This is a genomic window from Tenacibaculum aquaeponti (assembly GCF_052084715.1).
Taxonomy (GTDB): domain Bacteria; phylum Bacteroidota; class Bacteroidia; order Flavobacteriales; family Flavobacteriaceae; genus Polaribacter.
Window position 1 is genome coordinate 2,022,816 of record NZ_CP197288.1, and the last position, 17,022, is coordinate 2,039,837.

Annotated in this window: 17 protein-coding genes and 2 tRNA genes; 6 read left to right on the forward strand and 13 right to left on the reverse strand. The window is 28.9% G+C overall.

From position 1 onward, the window contains the following. Positions 1-2: 2 nt before the first annotated feature. The 9 genes from ACSIGC_RS08960 to ACSIGC_RS09000 all read right to left on the reverse strand — a co-directional run bounded on the left by ACSIGC_RS08960 (position 3) and on the right by ACSIGC_RS09000 (position 8,036). Entirely contained in the window at positions 3-599 is a 597-nt protein-coding gene (locus ACSIGC_RS08960; protein ID WP_442264492.1) for a DUF4230 domain-containing protein, read from the reverse strand. Between the two features lie 60 nt (positions 600-659). Beyond that, positions 660-734, reverse strand: a tRNA-Pro gene (locus ACSIGC_RS08965). Between the two features lie 91 nt (positions 735-825). Next, a complete protein-coding gene (locus ACSIGC_RS08970) occupies positions 826-3,375 on the reverse strand; it encodes a M20/M25/M40 family metallo-hydrolase (protein ID WP_442264493.1) in 2,550 nt (849 codons plus the stop codon). A 314-nt stretch (positions 3,376-3,689) separates the two neighbouring features. Next, complete coding sequence (locus ACSIGC_RS08975; RefSeq protein ID WP_442264494.1) at positions 3,690-4,052, reverse strand: SnoaL-like domain-containing protein; 363 nt, start codon at positions 4,050-4,052, stop codon at positions 3,690-3,692. A 68-nt stretch (positions 4,053-4,120) separates the two neighbouring features. Continuing rightward, entirely contained in the window at positions 4,121-5,428 is a 1,308-nt protein-coding gene (locus tag ACSIGC_RS08980; protein ID WP_442264495.1) for a cryptochrome/photolyase family protein, read from the reverse strand. Next, on the reverse strand, positions 5,421-5,888 hold the full coding sequence (locus ACSIGC_RS08985; RefSeq protein ID WP_442264496.1) for an SRPBCC family protein: 468 nt from the start codon (positions 5,886-5,888) through the stop codon (positions 5,421-5,423). Before ACSIGC_RS08985 ends, ACSIGC_RS08980 begins: the two co-directional genes overlap by 8 nt. A 68-nt stretch (positions 5,889-5,956) precedes the next feature. Continuing rightward, positions 5,957-6,181 carry a hypothetical protein gene (locus tag ACSIGC_RS08990; RefSeq protein WP_299681200.1) on the reverse strand — a complete coding sequence of 75 codons (225 nt, stop codon included), beginning with the start codon at positions 6,179-6,181 and terminating at the stop codon, positions 5,957-5,959. A 402-nt stretch (positions 6,182-6,583) separates the two neighbouring features. Next, positions 6,584-6,979, reverse strand: coding sequence for a DUF6438 domain-containing protein (locus tag ACSIGC_RS08995; RefSeq protein ID WP_442264497.1), 396 nt, complete (start codon positions 6,977-6,979; stop codon positions 6,584-6,586). Positions 6,980-7,058: 79 nt separating this feature from the next. Continuing rightward, complete coding sequence (locus ACSIGC_RS09000; RefSeq protein WP_442264498.1) at positions 7,059-8,036, reverse strand: hypothetical protein; 978 nt, start codon at positions 8,034-8,036, stop codon at positions 7,059-7,061. 108 nt (positions 8,037-8,144) lie between these two features. Here ACSIGC_RS09000 and ACSIGC_RS09005 point away from each other — a divergent pair, with 108 nt between their 5' ends. The 4 genes from ACSIGC_RS09005 to ACSIGC_RS09020 all read left to right on the forward strand — a co-directional run bounded on the left by ACSIGC_RS09005 (position 8,145) and on the right by ACSIGC_RS09020 (position 12,524). Beyond that, positions 8,145-8,654, forward strand: a complete 510-nt coding sequence (locus ACSIGC_RS09005) for an RNA polymerase sigma factor (RefSeq protein WP_442264499.1) — start codon at positions 8,145-8,147, stop codon at positions 8,652-8,654. A gap of 57 nt (positions 8,655-8,711) precedes the next feature. After that, on the forward strand, positions 8,712-9,623 hold the full coding sequence (locus tag ACSIGC_RS09010; protein ID WP_442264500.1) for a FecR family protein: 912 nt from the start codon (positions 8,712-8,714) through the stop codon (positions 9,621-9,623). Continuing rightward, positions 9,623-12,190, forward strand: coding sequence for a TonB-dependent receptor (locus ACSIGC_RS09015; protein ID WP_442264501.1), 2,568 nt, complete (start codon positions 9,623-9,625; stop codon positions 12,188-12,190). The genes ACSIGC_RS09010 and ACSIGC_RS09015 overlap by 1 nt, the downstream gene beginning before the upstream one ends. Before the next feature lie 121 nt (positions 12,191-12,311). Then, positions 12,312-12,524, forward strand: a complete 213-nt coding sequence (locus tag ACSIGC_RS09020) for a carboxypeptidase-like regulatory domain-containing protein (protein WP_442264502.1) — start codon at positions 12,312-12,314, stop codon at positions 12,522-12,524. 87 nt (positions 12,525-12,611) lie between these two features. Here the strand turns inward: ACSIGC_RS09020 and ACSIGC_RS09025 are convergent. Beyond that, positions 12,612-12,686, reverse strand: a tRNA-Pro gene (locus tag ACSIGC_RS09025). Between the two features lie 168 nt (positions 12,687-12,854). Here ACSIGC_RS09025 and trxB point away from each other — a divergent pair. Beyond that, a complete protein-coding gene (gene trxB, locus ACSIGC_RS09030) occupies positions 12,855-13,802 on the forward strand; it encodes a thioredoxin-disulfide reductase (RefSeq protein ID WP_442264503.1) in 948 nt (315 codons plus the stop codon). Between the two features lie 54 nt (positions 13,803-13,856). Here the strand turns inward: trxB and ACSIGC_RS09035 are convergent, their stop codons facing one another. The 3 genes from ACSIGC_RS09035 to ACSIGC_RS09045 are packed head-to-tail and all read right to left on the reverse strand — an operon-like array spanning position 13,857 to position 16,038. Next, positions 13,857-14,534, reverse strand: a complete 678-nt coding sequence (locus ACSIGC_RS09035) for an ABC transporter ATP-binding protein (RefSeq protein WP_442264504.1) — start codon at positions 14,532-14,534, stop codon at positions 13,857-13,859. Beyond that, complete coding sequence (locus ACSIGC_RS09040; RefSeq protein WP_442264505.1) at positions 14,521-15,450, reverse strand: ABC transporter permease; 930 nt, start codon at positions 15,448-15,450, stop codon at positions 14,521-14,523. The genes ACSIGC_RS09035 and ACSIGC_RS09040 overlap by 14 nt, the downstream gene beginning before the upstream one ends. Continuing rightward, positions 15,451-16,038 carry a lipoprotein signal peptidase gene (locus ACSIGC_RS09045; protein WP_442264506.1) on the reverse strand — a complete coding sequence of 196 codons (588 nt, stop codon included), beginning with the start codon at positions 16,036-16,038 and terminating at the stop codon, positions 15,451-15,453. It lies immediately after the preceding gene. 124 nt (positions 16,039-16,162) lie between these two features. Here ACSIGC_RS09045 and ACSIGC_RS09050 point away from each other — a divergent pair, with 124 nt between their 5' ends. Continuing rightward, on the forward strand, positions 16,163-16,969 hold the full coding sequence (locus tag ACSIGC_RS09050; RefSeq protein ID WP_442264507.1) for a helix-turn-helix domain-containing protein: 807 nt from the start codon (positions 16,163-16,165) through the stop codon (positions 16,967-16,969). Positions 16,970-17,022: the final 53 nt, after the last annotated feature.

The following is a 17,022-nucleotide window of genomic DNA, read 5'->3' on the forward strand; positions in this document are numbered from 1 at the left end:
ACTTAATCTAAAAACGGAATTTCTTTAAATGTATTAGTATTATCTACTATTTCCCAATTATAAATTTTAGATAACTGGTAAATTTTAGATAACTCTTGAAATAGACGTGTTTTAGCTTCTTTTTTCTGTGAAGTAAACTCTATAGTTTCTTCAATCATTTTTGTAGCTTTATCACTTAATTTATTTAATTCTTCTTTAGAAAAAGTATTGAACTTACTTTGTTGTAAGTCGAAATATTTAATATCTGGTGAAATGGTTATTTCTTCTTCAGGAATTTTATTAATTACTATTTGTTTGGCCAAACTATCAATCTGAATATCCAACTTCGATAAATCGTAGCCAACTTCAACTTTGGCATTTACAGATAACATTGCTTTTTTCTGAAACTCTACATAATCAAAAAAGTATTTTTTAGTATCAGAAAAGCTATACATTTCAGAATATGTTCCTTGAGAAACAACAAGTTTACTCAAGTTTTCTATCTGATTCACCATTACTTTTATTTCTTCAGTTTGATGTTTTTCTTCTTTTTTATCGTACCAAAACTTTGCAACTAAAAAGCCTACAAAGAAAACAGCTATATACTTTAAGAAACGCATAAAAATTCAATATTTGTGGATAGAAAATTACTAAATATTTAGAAGAAGAGGAAATTAAAATCGGGATGAGAGGATTCGAACCTCTGATCTCTGGTCCCCCAGACCAGCACTTTAACCGGACTAAGCTACATCCCGAATAAATTTCAAAACAAATATAAAAAAGAGGCTTCATTATTTTAAAAATAACAGCCTCTTTAACTTTTATTCTTGTATAAATTTTAAACAGTTAATTAATCACTACTTTTTTTATCACTTGGTCTTCTCCTTTAGTTACAACTTTAAGTAAATAAACTCCTGTATTTAATTGATGTTTTTTTGCTGAAATTTTATTCTCTCCTCCTTTTAACTTCATCTTTGCCACAACTTTTCCAGTAATATCATACATAAAAGCATTAATATCGTTTTGGATCGTTTTATTTTCAATATTGATGTAGAAAAAATTTGTACTCGGATTTGGATTTACAACTAAAGAATAAAGTATTCCTTCCTTATCTGTTCCTATAATTGGTTTAATAGAATTTGCAACCACTTTACTAGCTATTGATGCATCACAAGAACCTTCATAAATTTTCACATTACTAAATACTGATGCATTTCCAGACCCCGAATCGTTGTCGTTAATAAAAACTAACCTATCCATTGTTCCTGTATAAAAACTTCCAACAGGTATTACATAAGTTTGAGTTCCATTTGTGTAATTATCATAATTTGTAACTCCATAATTCTGACTTCCATGTACTTTAAAGTATCTCGACGAACTTAAATTATTATCATTTTCAAAACCTACTCCATGAATTTCACCTTGTGAAGTACTGCTAAATTCAAATTCTAAAACAGTATTAGCTGTAACATTATAATCGTAAGAAATATATTTCCAAGTATTATTTACTAAAGTTAAAGAATTACCAGAATTTGTAATATTGAATGTTCCATCTGAATCTTGATTTGAAAAAGCTGTAACTGTAAAATCATTAAAATTTAAAGATTGACAAGTTGGTGGTGGAGTTGTTGTTCCATTTTCAATAGAAATTTCATCAATAGCAATATCACTTTGCCAACCTTCACTTCCTGAGCCTGTAGTAATAATAAAACGAAACTGAACTTCTGCTGTATTTTTATAACTACTTAAGTCTATTGTAGCAGCTTCCCAATTATTTCCTTGAGTTCCGCTTTTTGTAAATATTGAATTCCAAGTAGTTTCACTCTTTAATTTCGTCTCTACTTCTAAAGAAGCTATAGAACTTCCTAACATATGATATTTAAAATTCAATTGCGGTGTGTTAAGTGAAGTAAAATCAAAACACGGAGAATTTAAAACAGCTCTTTTACTAGGAAATCCCGTACCATTACCTGAGGCTTCTACATAAAGATAAAAACTTCCTGAAGCTGCTCCACTTGGTCCTGTATTATTAGATGGTGTTCCTCCAGAATTCCTCGTAAAATTTAAATCATCATTAGTAGCATCATTCCATAATCCTAAAGAACTTTCAAAACCTTCTTCATATGGAAACGAATTTACTGTTTGTACACAATCTGTCGGAGGAGTAGCATTAACACCGTTAGAAATCTCTATTAAATATTCTAAAGCTAGCTTCGCAAATTTAGCTGCGTGAGTAGCATTAGGCGTAGGAGATCTATCAAAAGTATCACGAGATGTATGAATATTAGGATTACTTTGATTAAAACTTGCTTCGAAAGGAAAAGCAACATTATATCCTTCTTGAGCCCAACTATAATGATCTGAACAACCATAATTACATTGTGAGGTTCCGTATGTTAGTTTATGTGTCCCAGATGCATTATAAAAATTTAAAAGTTCAATTAAAAAATTATTCAAATTATCATCATTGTAAGAATCTGTAGAAATATAAATATCATTGGTAGAACCTTTATAGTTTGTCATATCTAATTGCATATAACTAACTACATTTACATTTCGTTGTCTATAATCTTCAGCAATTTCTCTAGAACCTCTAAGCCCCACTTCTTCTGCGGCAAAAGCCATAAACTCTATAGTTCTTTTAGGTTTAAAATTCATTTCAAACAATACTCTTGCTGCTTCTGTGAATGTCGCTATTCCTGAAGCATTATCATCTGCACCTGGTGCATTATTATTATCTCCTCTAGCTGTAGAATCTATATGTCCTCCTATAATTACAAACTCATCAGGTGTTTCAGTTCCTGTAATAGTCATTACAACTGAAGGCATATTAGTACTTGAATGATTTACGATTCTTACAGATACATCACTTCTTCCTGAAGCCATATTTTCCCATTTTGCTTTTAAATCTAAAACAGATTGAGTCGCACTATTTGTGGTATGATAACGGGTTCCATAAGCTTCTAATTCTTGAATATGATTCGCTATGTTTATGTTATTTACTAAATCTAAACTCTGTCGCACCAATGTTTCTTGAGTTATCGCAAAAGAGATTAAATTATTACTTAAAGAAGATCTAGAAGCTATTTTATTGCTCTGATTAATCGCTGCAATCGCACTCTCCCTTGATGGTTCGTAAATAAAACCTGGACCATGAACCAACACTTTATGATGAAGTTCTTCGGCGGCGTTTGGACTTAACATTACAGCACTAAAACCATTCAAAGAATGAATTATTTTAATGTCTTTTGGATGATTAATCTTTAATCCTTGAGCATCTTTGGTTTGCATAGTTGCATAAAACATATTACTTTTTTCTTGTCCATAAAAGACATTTGAAGTCATAAGCATACTGCATAATAATACAGTTAAATAAATTGTTCGGATTGTTTTCATTTTATAGGGTTTTTGAGTTAATTACTTGAGGTTAATTTTTAGAAAAGTAAATTTTCGAGATTACTATACTTTTCCGGAAGTTACTACATGTAAACTTTGTAGTTATTTAGATAATATTTGACATAGGAGGAAAAACATTAACCAATTACCATATATTTTTTAAGATATAAAAAAAGAAAGAAAACAAATTAAAACTACACACTTATTTAACTAATAGTTAGAATATTAACAACTTTCAGAAAATAAAGTTTTTTTTAACAAAAAAGGTATTGTATAAACATACAATACCTTTTTATTATTTTATCTTTTTATAATTACATCGTGTAAAAAAACTGCTCATTTGTAATTTTTCCTTCTTGCACTTCAAAGACACAAACTTCTTCCATTTGTTGTCTTCCTCTGTCTTTAAAAGTAACATCGAAAGCCATTTTTGAGGTAAAATGATTATCAGCAACAACAGGATCAGAGATTTCAGAAGAATGAAATTCTACTACATTTTCTAACCATTGTTTACTCTTTTCAAAAACCTCCTGTTTTCCTGAAACAATTTCTCCGTATGGAACACCTGGCATTTCTTTACTTACAACATTATCTGCATACAATTCTGTAATACAATCTAAATTCTTTCCTTCTCTGCACATTTGTGCCCATTGGTTTGCAACTTCTTGTGTGGTCATAATAATTTAATTTACTTGTTAATTCCTTAAATTTAATAAAAAGCCACACACAGATCATTAATTACTTGTTAAGAATCAGCATTTAACGCGTTTTTATATGTAGTTAAACAGCGTTCTCTTGCAAACTTATGATCTACCATTTCTTTTGCATAAGTAAGCTCTTGAAATTCTGGGACCCACTTTTTAATATATTTCAATTCTTTATCAAACTTTTTAATTTGAGTAGTTGGGTTAAAAATTCTAAAATACGGAGCCGCATCTACACCACAACCTGCAACCCATTGCCAATTCCCTACATTACTAGCCAATTCAAAATCTAATAATTTTTCAGCAAAATAAGCTTCTCCCCATCTCCAATCAATCAATAAATGTTTACATAAGAAACTTCCAACTAGCATACGAACTCTGTTGTGCATAAAACCAGTAGCATTTAACTCTCTCATTCCTGCATCTACTAATGGATATCCAGTTTTTCCTTCACACCAAAGTTTAAAATCTTCTTCATTATTTCTCCACACTATTCTGTCATATTGTGGTTTAAAAGATTCTTTTACTGTATGCGGATAATGCCAAAGAATTTGAATAAAAAATTCACGCCAAATTAATTCTTTTAAAAAAGTAATATTCTCACTTTTGTTAGCTTCTTGAACTGCTTTTCTTGTAGAGTAACTTCCGAATCGTAAATGCAAACCTAACTTTGATGTTCCTTTTATAGCTGGAAAATTTCGTTTGGCTTCGTATTCGTCTACAATTTGTTGACTCACATCATAATCTGGAATTTCAATTCCTGAAGGTTCAAAACCTAAATCAGACATTGAATGAATAGCTTTACTTTCTGAAGTATATATTTGATCTAAATGTTCTTCAGATGGAAAGAAATTTAGAGTAACTATTTTGAATTTAGCCAACCATTTTTTAGAATATGGTGTGTATACCTTGTATGGATTTCCATCGTCTTTAACCACTTCTTTCTCTTCAAAAATAACGTGATCTTTAAATGATTTAAATCCAACATTTTTTGATAATAAAAAAGCTTCAACATTACGATCACGTTCTCTTGCATACGGTTCGTAATCTTTATTTGTAAATACGTTTTCTATAGAAAACTTCTGAGTAAGGCTTTCAAAAACTTCTTCAGGCGTACTGTAAAAAGTAGATAAGTTCCCTCCTTTTTCTTGAAATATTTGGTGTAATAATGAAAGTCTAGAATGAATAAACTCTAATCGAGCATCTTTCTTAGGAAGTTTATCTAATATATTTTTATCAAAAATAAATATTGGGAGAATTTTTCTTCCACTTTGAAGCGCTTCAAATAATCCTTTGTTATCGTCAATTCTTAAATCTCTTCTGAACCAAAAAATTGAAATCTTATCCATTGTATTCTCCAAAAAGCTCTATTAATTTTGTTTTACGATAGCTAAAAATCTCTTCTAGTTTTGGTTTTACTAAAAACGGATGAACCATTTGACCTAAAATACCTAATGGAATTTTATAATCGATAATATCTTCCATTTCAACTCCTCCATTTATTTCCTTGATAAAGTGTTTGTGATGCCATAAAGAATAAGGACCAAAACGTTGCTCATCTACAAAATACTCTTGATGTTGTACGTGAGTAATCTCAGTTACCCATTTCGTTTTAATTCCTAAAACTGGTGTTACGATATACTGAATAATTTGACCAGGATACATTGGCCTATCTGCACCAGAAAGAATGTTAAACCCCATGTAATCGGGTGTAATTACTTTTAAGTTTTTTGGATCCGATAGAAATTCCCAAGCTTTCTCAACAGTTATCGGTAAGTTTTGTTTTTTTTGAAGACGATAAATTTTCATATTAACCGTAAATTTTTTGATAAAAAAAAGGCTGTTAATTAAAATAACAGCCCTTATAAATTTGTTTACTATGCAGTTAGAGGTTTCCCTTTAAGCCTTTTCTCTATTCTTTGCTTAACAACGGTTAACCTTTTCATTAAATCCATTAGCTCAGCATCTTTACTTTTTTTGTACTCTTCATTTATTTCTAAAATAAGAGCTTTAGCTTCTCTAGAGGCTAAAATTCTATCGCTGGTAGTTACGAATTTAAATTTTCGGTTCTCAAACTCTAATGCTTTTTCTATTAATGTCATAACTATTCAATAATTATAATGTTTGCGCCAAACTACTATAGCTTGATCAAATTGATCGTTTCCAAATTTTGGTCGTAATTATTCAAGAAATCTTTCAGAAAAAATACAACAATCATAAATTAAGAAACTTGGGGCAACAAATGTATACATATCTTTGACATATACATATATTTTTTGATTGATTTAAATAATATCTTAATTATTTTTTCTTATATCAATCTTTTTGTTTATCAAAAATACAAAAAAAATAAACAAAGCAAAAGAATATTGAATTTTTAATCGTTACAATACTCAAAAATTAATTTAAAAAAACTTTTAAATCAGTTCATTTTTATCTAACACATAAAAAAATCACCTTCGAAAAAAGGTGATTTTAAGAACCAATACAACTAAAGTAGTAGCCTAATGTAAAAGATCTAGCTGCTTTAGTAGATTATTAAATACAATTAAGTTTTTATTTCCTTTAAAGGTTAAGGTCTTATTATCGAAATTAACGATTGTTTTAGGTAAATCTCTTCCTTTCTTACTTTCAGAATCAACTACAGAAGATAGTTTAGATAATTCTCCTTTTAATAGTTTCACCTGTTGTGTGGAAATTTGATATTCTGCTTCTCCTTTGATTTTAGTATTATTGACTCCGTTGAAAATTACTTTTCCATTTTGATAAACATATAAATCAAAAACAGGGCACTTACTTAAGCATGCTGTTTTTCTGTAATGAATTTTATCTTCTGGGAAATTCTTTGCTGTTGAACAACTCACTATCAAAAGAATTATAACGATATATAACTGTTTCATGATTTTAAATTTTTAAATGCGCCAAAACGATTCAACATGAAAGAACCTGAACAAGTGTTTTGGCGCTAAGAGGGATATTTTAATGCTTATGACGTCTACAAGATTTTCCAATTCTATTTGCTTGTTTCCATTTTCCTGGCTCAGGTAAAACAAAGCTGTTTCCACCTCTACTTCTAAGGTTTAAATTCGTGCGAATGTGATTTCTAAAATCTACTATTTCTCTTCTGTTATTCATTAATAACATTTTCTTTTCTGCAATTGTATTTCCTGCTGCGATATCTCTTTTAGTAACATAAGTAGCAAAAACTTCAGCAATATCTTCTGCTGGATTTGTAGCAGCATAATTAGTTACAAATCGATCTCTATTTGCTTCATAAAAATTATTTAAAGCTGCTTCTCCTTCATTGTTTGCTTTTTCATAAGCACTCCAAATATCTGCCCAATACTTTTGATATAACTCATTAATGTATGCATTAGGTTTTGCACAACCTTCACCTGGATTGTATGTCGCACAACTTGTTTGACTTGAATCTAATTGAGTATCGTTTAACGTTAATACATGTCCGAATTCATGAATAATGGTGTAAGCTAATTCTCCTCCATTATTAAATCCTCCTTCGTAAGCATAGTTGATCGCGATTCCCATTTTCCAGCTCGATAAATCTTCTTTTATTTGAACTACAAAACCAGCGCTCCCCGTTGGAGTTCCGTTATAAATAACAAATTCTCCTACTTTTTTTAACTGATCTAACGGAACAATTTTTAAAACTAAATCCCAAATTTGATTATGTTTCTCAATATCTTTTTGATAAGCTAAATCTTCACCTGTAACTTTGTAATCTTGAATTTTATTAATTTTATCACCATTTACTTTGTACAAAGTAATTTCACCATCTTCACTTGTTGCCCCTTGATTTCCATCACCCGTTGGATCGGTCGTATCTGGCACAATAGTATCTGTCGGAATTATTACTTCATCATCACTACAACTTGTAACTACACTTAGTGTAAATGCTACTAAAAATAAAAACTTGAACACTTGTTTAAAATTTCTCATACTCATATCATTTAATAATTAATAATTTATGCCTGATTTGAATAAGAAACAGCCATCTAAAAATCTACCCTACCTTTTTTGATTAATTTTTTTTTATGTTTGCTTTACATGGAGCAAGAAAATTCAATATGTAAACCAAAAGTCTTTGAGGAAGTGTTCGACACACATTCTGAAAGTCTTAGAAATTATATGTTTTATAAATGTGGTGATGTAGATTTGGCGGAAGATTTCGTGCAAGAAAGCTATGTTCGACTTTGGAAAAACTGTGCTAAAGTTCTTATAACTAAAGCTAAATCGTATTTATTTACTGTAGCTAATAATTTATTTTTAAATCATGTAGCTCATAAAAAAGTAGTTTTAAAACATCAAAAAGTTCAAGAAAAAAAATACACTTATGAAACACCAGAATTTCTTTTAGAAGAGAAAGAGTTTATGGTAAAACTTCAAAATGCAATAAGTGAATTATCTGAAAAACAACGCGAAGTTTTTTTATTGAATAGAATTGACAAGAAAAAATATTCTGAAATTGCAGAAATGTTAGGAATATCTGTAAAAGCAGTTGAAAAAAGAATTTCTGCAGCTTTAAAAAAGCTTAGAGAAAAAATAGATGTAATATAGTTAGGGTAAATTATTAATAAACTGTTTTTAAGAAACAAACATCCTAAAAACTCAAATATGGAAATCAATAAAGATGAAACTTTTTTAGCCAAGTGGATGAATAATGAGTTAAATGCTGAAGAATTAGAAGCGTTTAAAAAGCATCCTGATTTCCCATTATATGAAAAGATTATTTTTAAATCAGAAAAATTAGCTGCTCCACCTTATGATAAACAAAAACTTTTATCAAAAGTAAAAGAAGAAATTGAAGATACTAAAAAACCAAAAGTAGTTTCTTTATACTCTAAACTTACTATTGTAGTTGCTGCATCTCTATTAATTTTATTTAGTGTTTTTTATTTTAAAAATTCTGCAACTATATACAGCACCAATTTCGGAGAACAATTAGCCGTTAATTTACCTGATGATTCCGAAGTAATATTAAATGCCAAGTCTTCTATTTCATTTAAAGAAAATGAATGGTCGAAAGCAAGAACGATCAACTTAAAAGGAGAAGCTTTTTTCAAAGTAAACAAAGGAAAAACATTTACTGTTGAAACTGATTTAGGTAAAGTAACTGTTTTAGGAACTCAATTTAATGTAAATATTGAGAATGATCTTTTACAAGTAAATTGTTACGAAGGAAAAGTAAAAGTAAGCGTAAATGAAAAAGATGTATTTCTAACTAAGGGAAAAGCATTTAGAATTACAAAAGATACAACTGAAGAATGGGAATTTAAAGAGAAAAATCCTAGTTGGGAAAATGGTGAGAGCTCATTTAATAGTGTACCTTTAAAATACGTTATAAAAGCGATTACTGATCAATATAATGTAGAGATAAACGCAGCAGAAGATATAAATTTAAACTATCTTTACACTGGTGCATTTACTCATGAAGATTTAAAAATAGCTTTAGAAACTGTTTTTACCCCATTAAAAATTAAATTTGAGTTTACAAATAAAAGCACCATTTTACTCGTTAAACATTAATGACGCTTAAAAAAAGGTATATTTTTCTTGCTTTTATTTTTATTTCGAATCTCCTTTTTTCTCAAAAAGATGGAGACAATTACTACCTAAAAAATATTTTAATAAGCTTAGAGAAAAAACATAATGTTAAATTCTCTTATGCAGATGATATAATTAAAAATAAAAAAGTTAATACAAAACTGTTACAACTTTCATTTAAAGAGTTACTTGTTAAACTTGAGAAGCAAACTAATTTAATTTTCAAAAAAGTTTCTAATAGATATGTACTTATTTTAGAGAAAGATAATAGTTCATTCATTTGCGGGTACGTTAAAGACACTTATTCTAATCAACCTATTTTTGGAGCAGAAGTTTACTTAGCAGATAATTCTATAGGAACTGTTACTAATGAAAAAGGATATTTTGAGTTATCTGGGCATCGAAAAACTGATACTTTAGTTATTTCTTTATTAGGATATCAATCTAAAAGAGCAATTATACCTCAACAAAAAAATACTGAATGCAGGCACTATACTATTGAAGAGTATTCTTCGCAATTAAATGAAATCCTCATTACAAGTTATTTAACAGATGGAATTACAAAAAGCAACAATGGAACTATAGAAATTTCTCCTCAAAAAAGAGGAATTTTACCTGGTTTAACGGAACCAGATGTACTTCAGAGTTTACAGTTATTACCAGATATTCAAAGTCCAAACGAAACTACTTCTGGATTACACATCAGAGGCGGAACTCCAGACCACAACCTTGTACTTTTTGATGGAATTCGAATATATAATCCAGCACATTTTTTTGGAATGATTTCCGCTTTCAATCCTTATATTATTGACAAAGTAAATATTCAAACCAGTGGTGTAAATGCAAAATTTGGAAATCATATTGCGGGAGTTATTGATATAGAAACTGACTCTAAAATAGATTCTATAATTTCGGGTGGATTCGGAACAAACTTAACTCACGCCGACGCTTTTTTAAAATTTCCATTGAGTAAAAATACCGCTATTCATGTTGCTGGTAGAAGATCTTTAACTGACGCTTTTAATAGTATTACATTTCAAAGAACGTCTGATCGTGTTTTTCAAAATACTATTATTGCTAATAATCAACTTAATGATACTGAAAATTTCTTTGATAAAGACAATACTTTTTTTTTTAATGACTTTCATATGAAATTACTTGTTAATTTAGGAGAAAAAGATAAAGTCACTTTAAGTCAATTATATGTTAATAACAAATTAGATTATCGTTTTGGTAATGAAGATGAAAGCTTCATTCAAAACGATAATCTTTCAATTAAAAACTTTGGTATTAGTGGTTCATGGAATAGAATTTGGAACGATAATTTGAAGCAAAACACAACTTTATACTATTCTAATTATAATTTAGATTATATTTTTAATGGCGAGCAAACCGTTGAAACTTCTTATAGGGAGTCTTCAATAAAGAAAAATGAAATTAAAGAATTTAGTTTAAAATCTTTATTAAGCACCTCTTTAAATAACAATCATCAACTAAGTTTTGGTTTAGAGTACTTTAGAAACAGAGTAAGTTTTACACTTGGAAGAACTTATTCTCTCTTTCCTGACAATGATTATAAAACTGAAGAAAATAACATAAACAATACATTTTCAGTATTTTCTGAATATCAATTTAAAAAAAACAAAGATTTCAATATAAGTTTAGGTGTTAGAAGCAGCTATTTTTCTATTGAAAAAAAATTTGCTTTTGCTCCTAGATTATTCCTTCAATCGAAACTAACGGATAACGTTTGGTTTAATATTTCTTATGAAAAGAAATATCAAAATATTAGTCAATTAATAGAATTTTCTACAAGTGATTTTGGTTTAGAAAATAAGGTCTGGAGTCTTTCAAACAAAGAGGAAATTCCTATTTTAAAAGCCGATCAAATTTCTGCTGGTCTCGTGTTTAAAAACAATGGTTGGTTATTCGATCTTAATATGTATTATAAAGATGTAGATGGTTTATCTTCTCTCTCTAGAACAGTGACTTCTGATTCTGATATTATACAAAATGGGCAAAGCAGATCTAAAGGAATTACAATGTTGTTTAAAAAAACATTTGATAATTACACAACTTGGATGAGTTATAGTTTAGGAGCTACAGATTTCTCATTTCCTCTTGCTAATAATGGTATCTCTTTTCCTGATGACAACGACATTCGACATAGTTATTTTTGGTCTCATAGTTATCAAATAAATCAATTTAACTTCTCCTTAGGATGGAATTACAGAACAGGAACACCCTTTACCCAAGTTTCTGAAATAAACGAAAATAATTCGCAAGATTTCATTATCGATAAAATTAATGGTGAACGATTATCTCATTATCACCGTTTAGATTTTTCTACAACGTATAAGTTCAATCTTTCAAAGAAGAAACGTTGGAAAGGAAAATTAGGTGTTTCTTTTTTAAATCTTTACAATAGAAGAAATAAATTACAAAAACGTTTTTTTATTGCAAATGATGGCTCTAATAACACCCTTGAAAACGAAGAAACTTTTTCATTAGGCTTTACTCCAAATGCTGTTTTTAGATTAGAGTTTTAGAAGTTCATTTTATTTTTTTATTCTACTTTTTCTTTTCCTTGACTTCATTGTATAGCTATTTCAAAACATACATCCTCAAAATACTTTTGAGCTATAATTAAACATAAAATATTTTACAACTATGAAAATTATAGCCACATTTTTAACTCTTTTTATTTATACTATTAGTTTCGCACAAACCTTTACTGGGAAAGTAATCGACAAACAAAACCAACCTATTTCATTTGCTAATATTGTAGCAAAAAACAAAACCGATAATTCTATAATTACAGGAGTAATTTCTGATGAAAATGGTGAATTTTCTATTAAAACAAAAAAGAAAATATATTCTTAGAAATTAGTTTTGTTGGGGTTTCTACTAAAAAAATAAAAAACACTGAAGATTAAAAAAATCAACAGTGTTTTTATATTTATTATGTTGTCGGGGTGGCAGGATTCGAACCTGCGACCTCCTGCTCCCAAAGCAGGCGCGATGACCGGGCTACGCTACACCCCGTTTAACGGGCGACAAATGTATAATTTTTTTTCTTAGAATACTAATTTATTCAAAGAAAAATTGAAATGTAAGATTAATTTTAATTATCGTCTAATAACAGAAATATATGTATATTGTTCTTACGCAAATAAAAAAAATATACATTTGTAGTTCTATAAAAAATACCCAATGTCAAATACTGTAGAAAGAATAAAATGTTTAATAATCGGCTCTGGGCCTGCAGGATATACTGCTGCAATTTATGCTGCTAGAGCCGACATGAAACCTGTAATGTATACAGGAATGCAAATGGGTGGTCAGTTAACAACGACCACAGAAGTAGATAATTTCCCAGGATATCCAAATGGTACTGACGGGACAGCTATGATGGAAGATTTAAAAAACCAAGCTGAGCGTTTCGGTACTGAAGTTCGTTTTGGTTTAGTAACTAAAGTTGATTTTTCTACTGAAGAAGGAGGAATTCATAAAGTTATCGTTGATGAAGCTACTGAATTAGAAGCTGAAACTGTAATTATTTCTACAGGAGCTACAGCTAAATATCTTGGTTTAGAAAGTGAACAACGTTTAATTGGTGGTGGAGTTTCTGCTTGTGCTACTTGTGATGGCTTCTTTTATAAAGGACAAGATGTTGTAGTTGTTGGAGCCGGAGATACTGCTGCTGAAGAAGCTACTTACTTATCAAACATTTGTAGTAAAGTTACTATGTTAGTTCGTAAAGATTACATGCGTGCTTCTAAAGCAATGCAACATAGAGTAAATAAAACTAAAAATATCGAAGTATTATTTAATACTGAAATTGATGAGGTTTTAGGAGATAATGTTGTTGAAGGTGTTAGAGCTATAAACAATCAAACTGGAGATAAAACAGATATTCCTGTAACTGGAGTATTTATTGCAATCGGACATACACCAAACACACAATTATTTAAAGGTGTTTTAGATATGGACGAAACTGGATATTTAATTACTAAAGGAAAAACGACTAAAACGAATATTCCTGGAGTTTTTGCCGCTGGTGATGTTCAAGATAAAGAATACAGACAAGCAGTTACAGCTGCTGGTACAGGTTGTATGGCTGCATTAGATGCTGAACGTTATTTAGGAGCTTTAGAATAGCGTTTTAAAACATAAAATTAGAAAGAGAGATTACCGAAAAAGTGATCTCTTTTTTTATTTTAAACCTAATTTATCTATCGTATTAAGAAGAGTTTTAGCTTTCATTTCATCTTCTAATTCAGTGAAATCTTCTTTCATTACTTTTTTTACAAAACTTCCTTTTTCTAATACATGGATTTCATCGCACGTTGTCGCTAAAGTTGAAAAAATATGAGACGAAATAATCACCAACTTATTCAGCTTTTTTAATTGATGAATAATTTCTGTGATGACAATATTACTTTGTATATCTACTCCATTAAAAGGTTCATCGAAAATAAAGACTTTATTTTCTTGTAAAAGAATTGCCGTTAAGGCCAATTTCTTTTTCATTCCTGTAGAATAATTAATCGCATATTTATCTAACGGTAAATCGAAAATATTACGTTTATCTATATCCTTTACGCTTACTTCTCTAGCATTTAATAACAATTGAATATATTCTCTTCCTGTGATTTTTGGAAAGAAATAAAATTCAGTTTGCAAAAAACCAATCGTGTCTTTTAAATTCGATACTGAAACAATATTCCCTTTGTAATTTTCTATTCCCGATAAACAGTTAAAAAAAGTAGTTTTACCTGCTCCATTCTCACCTACAACTCCATATACTTTGCCTTCTTCAAAATCAATATTAATATCATTTAATACTGAATTTCTTCCATATTTTTTAGATAGATTTTTAATGCTTATCATTTAAAATGGATTTTAATTTTTGAACAGATCTCTTGTAAAAATAACCAAATGTAAAAAGCACAAAAGGTGGCAAAGCTAAGCTCGCAGTAAAAATCATAGAACTAGGTAAACTCATTTTCTTAGGAAAATCAGAATACTTAGCTATAATAGCTTGAATGTAATATAAAAAACAAATCAAATTGAAAATCATCACAATGAGTATATATTCACTAAAAAAAATGGTTAAAAATATAGTAATCGGTGCACTTAAAATAACCGCATACAATACTCCTATTTTTATTTTTTTTTGAAGAAACTCTTCTGCAGAATATTTAAATGACCACACATAAAATTCATTTTCCATCTTAGAATAATATGTGATAAGTGTTATAAATAGTAGCAGTAAAGAAAATATTCCTAGATTAAAATTACCAACTTCAATTGATTTGTAAGTTAACCAATACACTATTGGAAACATGTAAAAAGTATTTCTAAAACCTATCGGAAATTCAAATGGTTTTTTTCCAAATGGTGTTGGAATAACAAAACTAGAAGAAATGTTTATTATTAATTTACTTAAGAATAATATCGCAAAGAAAACGTATACTAGAAATATGTATTCGCTTTGATAAATGAAGTATAAAACAAACGGTATACTTATTACTAAGTTTTCTGTAATTCTTAACTTGTTATATAGTTTTTTGGTGAAATTAAGTTTTAAAAAATCGTTTCGCTTTTTTTCACTCAACTTAATTAATACAGATACTAACAACAATAAATAGCTATAAGCTGCATAATCCTCTAAAGTATAAAAGATGAAATTAGAACTTAAAACAAATAAGGTAATTAAAATAGGATAAGCTAATAGAGGTGGTACTCCAAAATCATTTAAATGTCTGTTAAACATTTTTATTTGAAGTTTTAAATACCACTTCATTTATTCTTTTTTAGCCTTAGGGAAAGCTTGTTTATTAAAAATAAATAATAAAATTACACCAATAGTAATCCAACTATCTGCTCCATTAAATATCGCGTTAAAAAAGGTAAAACTTTCTCCTTGATACATTGGAAAATATAGCATATCTACCACTTTTCCGAAGAAAAAATCAGCATAACCTGTTTCTGGAAACATTGTAGCAATTGGACCTTGATGTTTTGATTCACTAAAAATTACTCCATAAAAAACAGAATCTATAATATTTCCTATAGCACCTGCAAGAATTAAAGAAATTGCGATCACTACTCCGTTATGGATTTTATTTTTTATAGTTTGTATTAACCAGTAAATAATACCAGAAACAGCAACTAATCGAAACAATGTTAAGAATAACTTTCCTGCTTTTCCTCCAAACTCAAACCCCCAGGCCATTCCATTGTTTTCAGTAAAATGAATTCTAAACCAATCTAAGCCTAATACCTTTATCTCTTCTCCTAACGAAAAGTGTGTTTTTATGTAAATCTTACTAATTTGATCTATCAATATCGCTAGAATTACGGTAAGTATCGCTATAGTTTTCTTAGACATCTTTAAAATTTAATAGCGACAAAAATAAGAAAAGTATTATGAATAAAGTAAGTAGCTTTTGGGCAAAAAACTATTTTAAGGAAAATTTATCAATATGGAAAAAATATAGTAAGTTGCTTACCTTATGATGGATATTAAAACGATAAGTCCAAGCACTAAACTTTCTAAATATATTTGCTTTTATTATGAACTCGAATTACATAATGAAAGTTACTATGCATTTCCATCTGGTAATAATGTAGTTTGTATTTTTGAAAAGGCTAATGTTAGTTATAAAGACGACTGCATTTCTATTAAAGAAGACTCCAATTACCCGAATACCTTTACTGCTTTAAATAAATATGCTAAACCTTTACAGGTTAAAACAGAAGGACTTGTTCGTGAATTTGTTATCATTTTTACACCTTTTGGTTTATCTCAGTTTACCACTAAAGATTTTTCTAATATTCCTTTTTTTCAAATTGATGATTTTAAAGATTTTTTCATTCAAAATGGTGATTTCTTTAGTCAAACTATAGAAACTAAAATCAAAATTGTAGAAGAATATTTGCTTAATAAATTAAATGAGAAAAAAGAACTAGATATTATTATTAAAGCAGTACATCTTCTTCAAGAAGAAAAATTAAATATTGATGAAATTGCTAAAGAATTACATTGCAGCTACAAAAAACTATATCGTTTATTTATAACACATTGCAGATGTTCTCCTACTATTATCAGAAATAATATTCGTTTTAGAAACGCTTTAGAAAAAATAAAAGCTAAGAATAAAGATTTTAAACTTTCCGATATTGCTTACGAACAGAAATTTTACGATCAAGCTTCTTTTAACAGGATGTTTAAAACTCAAACTGGAGTTACTCCTAATCAATTTTTTAAAGAAGTAGATGTTTTATCTAAGAAAAACATTTATTTCAAAAATCTTAAATAGTGTTAATGTCCATTTAATACAATTTTTTGTTGTTCAATAAAGATAGCTTTGAA

Excerpts from the sequence above, each read along its gene's own strand:
- ACSIGC_RS09035 (WP_442264504.1), bottom strand. The coding sequence starts at position 14,534 with ATGATAAGCATTAAAAATCTATCTAAAAAATATGGAAGAAATTCAGTA.
- ACSIGC_RS08995 (WP_442264497.1), bottom strand. The coding sequence starts at position 6,979 with ATGAAACAGTTATATATCGTTATAATTCTTTTGATAGTGAGTTGTTCA.
- ACSIGC_RS09010 (WP_442264500.1), top strand. The coding sequence starts at position 8,712 with ATGGAAATCAATAAAGATGAAACTTTTTTAGCCAAGTGGATGAATAAT.
- ACSIGC_RS09000 (WP_442264498.1), bottom strand. The coding sequence starts at position 8,036 with ATGAGAAATTTTAAACAAGTGTTCAAGTTTTTATTTTTAGTAGCATTT.
- ACSIGC_RS09045 (WP_442264506.1), bottom strand. The coding sequence starts at position 16,038 with ATGTCTAAGAAAACTATAGCGATACTTACCGTAATTCTAGCGATATTG.
- ACSIGC_RS08975 (WP_442264494.1), bottom strand. The coding sequence starts at position 4,052 with ATGACCACACAAGAAGTTGCAAACCAATGGGCACAAATGTGCAGAGAA.
- ACSIGC_RS08980 (WP_442264495.1), bottom strand. The coding sequence starts at position 5,428 with ATGGATAAGATTTCAATTTTTTGGTTCAGAAGAGATTTAAGAATTGAC.
- ACSIGC_RS08990 (WP_299681200.1), bottom strand. The coding sequence starts at position 6,181 with ATGACATTAATAGAAAAAGCATTAGAGTTTGAGAACCGAAAATTTAAA.
- ACSIGC_RS08985 (WP_442264496.1), bottom strand. The coding sequence starts at position 5,888 with ATGAAAATTTATCGTCTTCAAAAAAAACAAAACTTACCGATAACTGTT.
- ACSIGC_RS08960 (WP_442264492.1), bottom strand. The coding sequence starts at position 599 with ATGCGTTTCTTAAAGTATATAGCTGTTTTCTTTGTAGGCTTTTTAGTT.
- ACSIGC_RS08970 (WP_442264493.1), bottom strand. The coding sequence starts at position 3,375 with ATGAAAACAATCCGAACAATTTATTTAACTGTATTATTATGCAGTATG.
- ACSIGC_RS09020 (WP_442264502.1), top strand. The coding sequence starts at position 12,312 with ATGAAAATTATAGCCACATTTTTAACTCTTTTTATTTATACTATTAGT.
- ACSIGC_RS09015 (WP_442264501.1), top strand. The coding sequence starts at position 9,623 with ATGACGCTTAAAAAAAGGTATATTTTTCTTGCTTTTATTTTTATTTCG.
- trxB (WP_442264503.1), top strand. The coding sequence starts at position 12,855 with ATGTCAAATACTGTAGAAAGAATAAAATGTTTAATAATCGGCTCTGGG.
- ACSIGC_RS09005 (WP_442264499.1), top strand. The coding sequence starts at position 8,145 with ATGGAGCAAGAAAATTCAATATGTAAACCAAAAGTCTTTGAGGAAGTG.
- ACSIGC_RS09040 (WP_442264505.1), bottom strand. The coding sequence starts at position 15,450 with ATGAAGTGGTATTTAAAACTTCAAATAAAAATGTTTAACAGACATTTA.
- ACSIGC_RS09050 (WP_442264507.1), top strand. The coding sequence starts at position 16,163 with ATGATGGATATTAAAACGATAAGTCCAAGCACTAAACTTTCTAAATAT.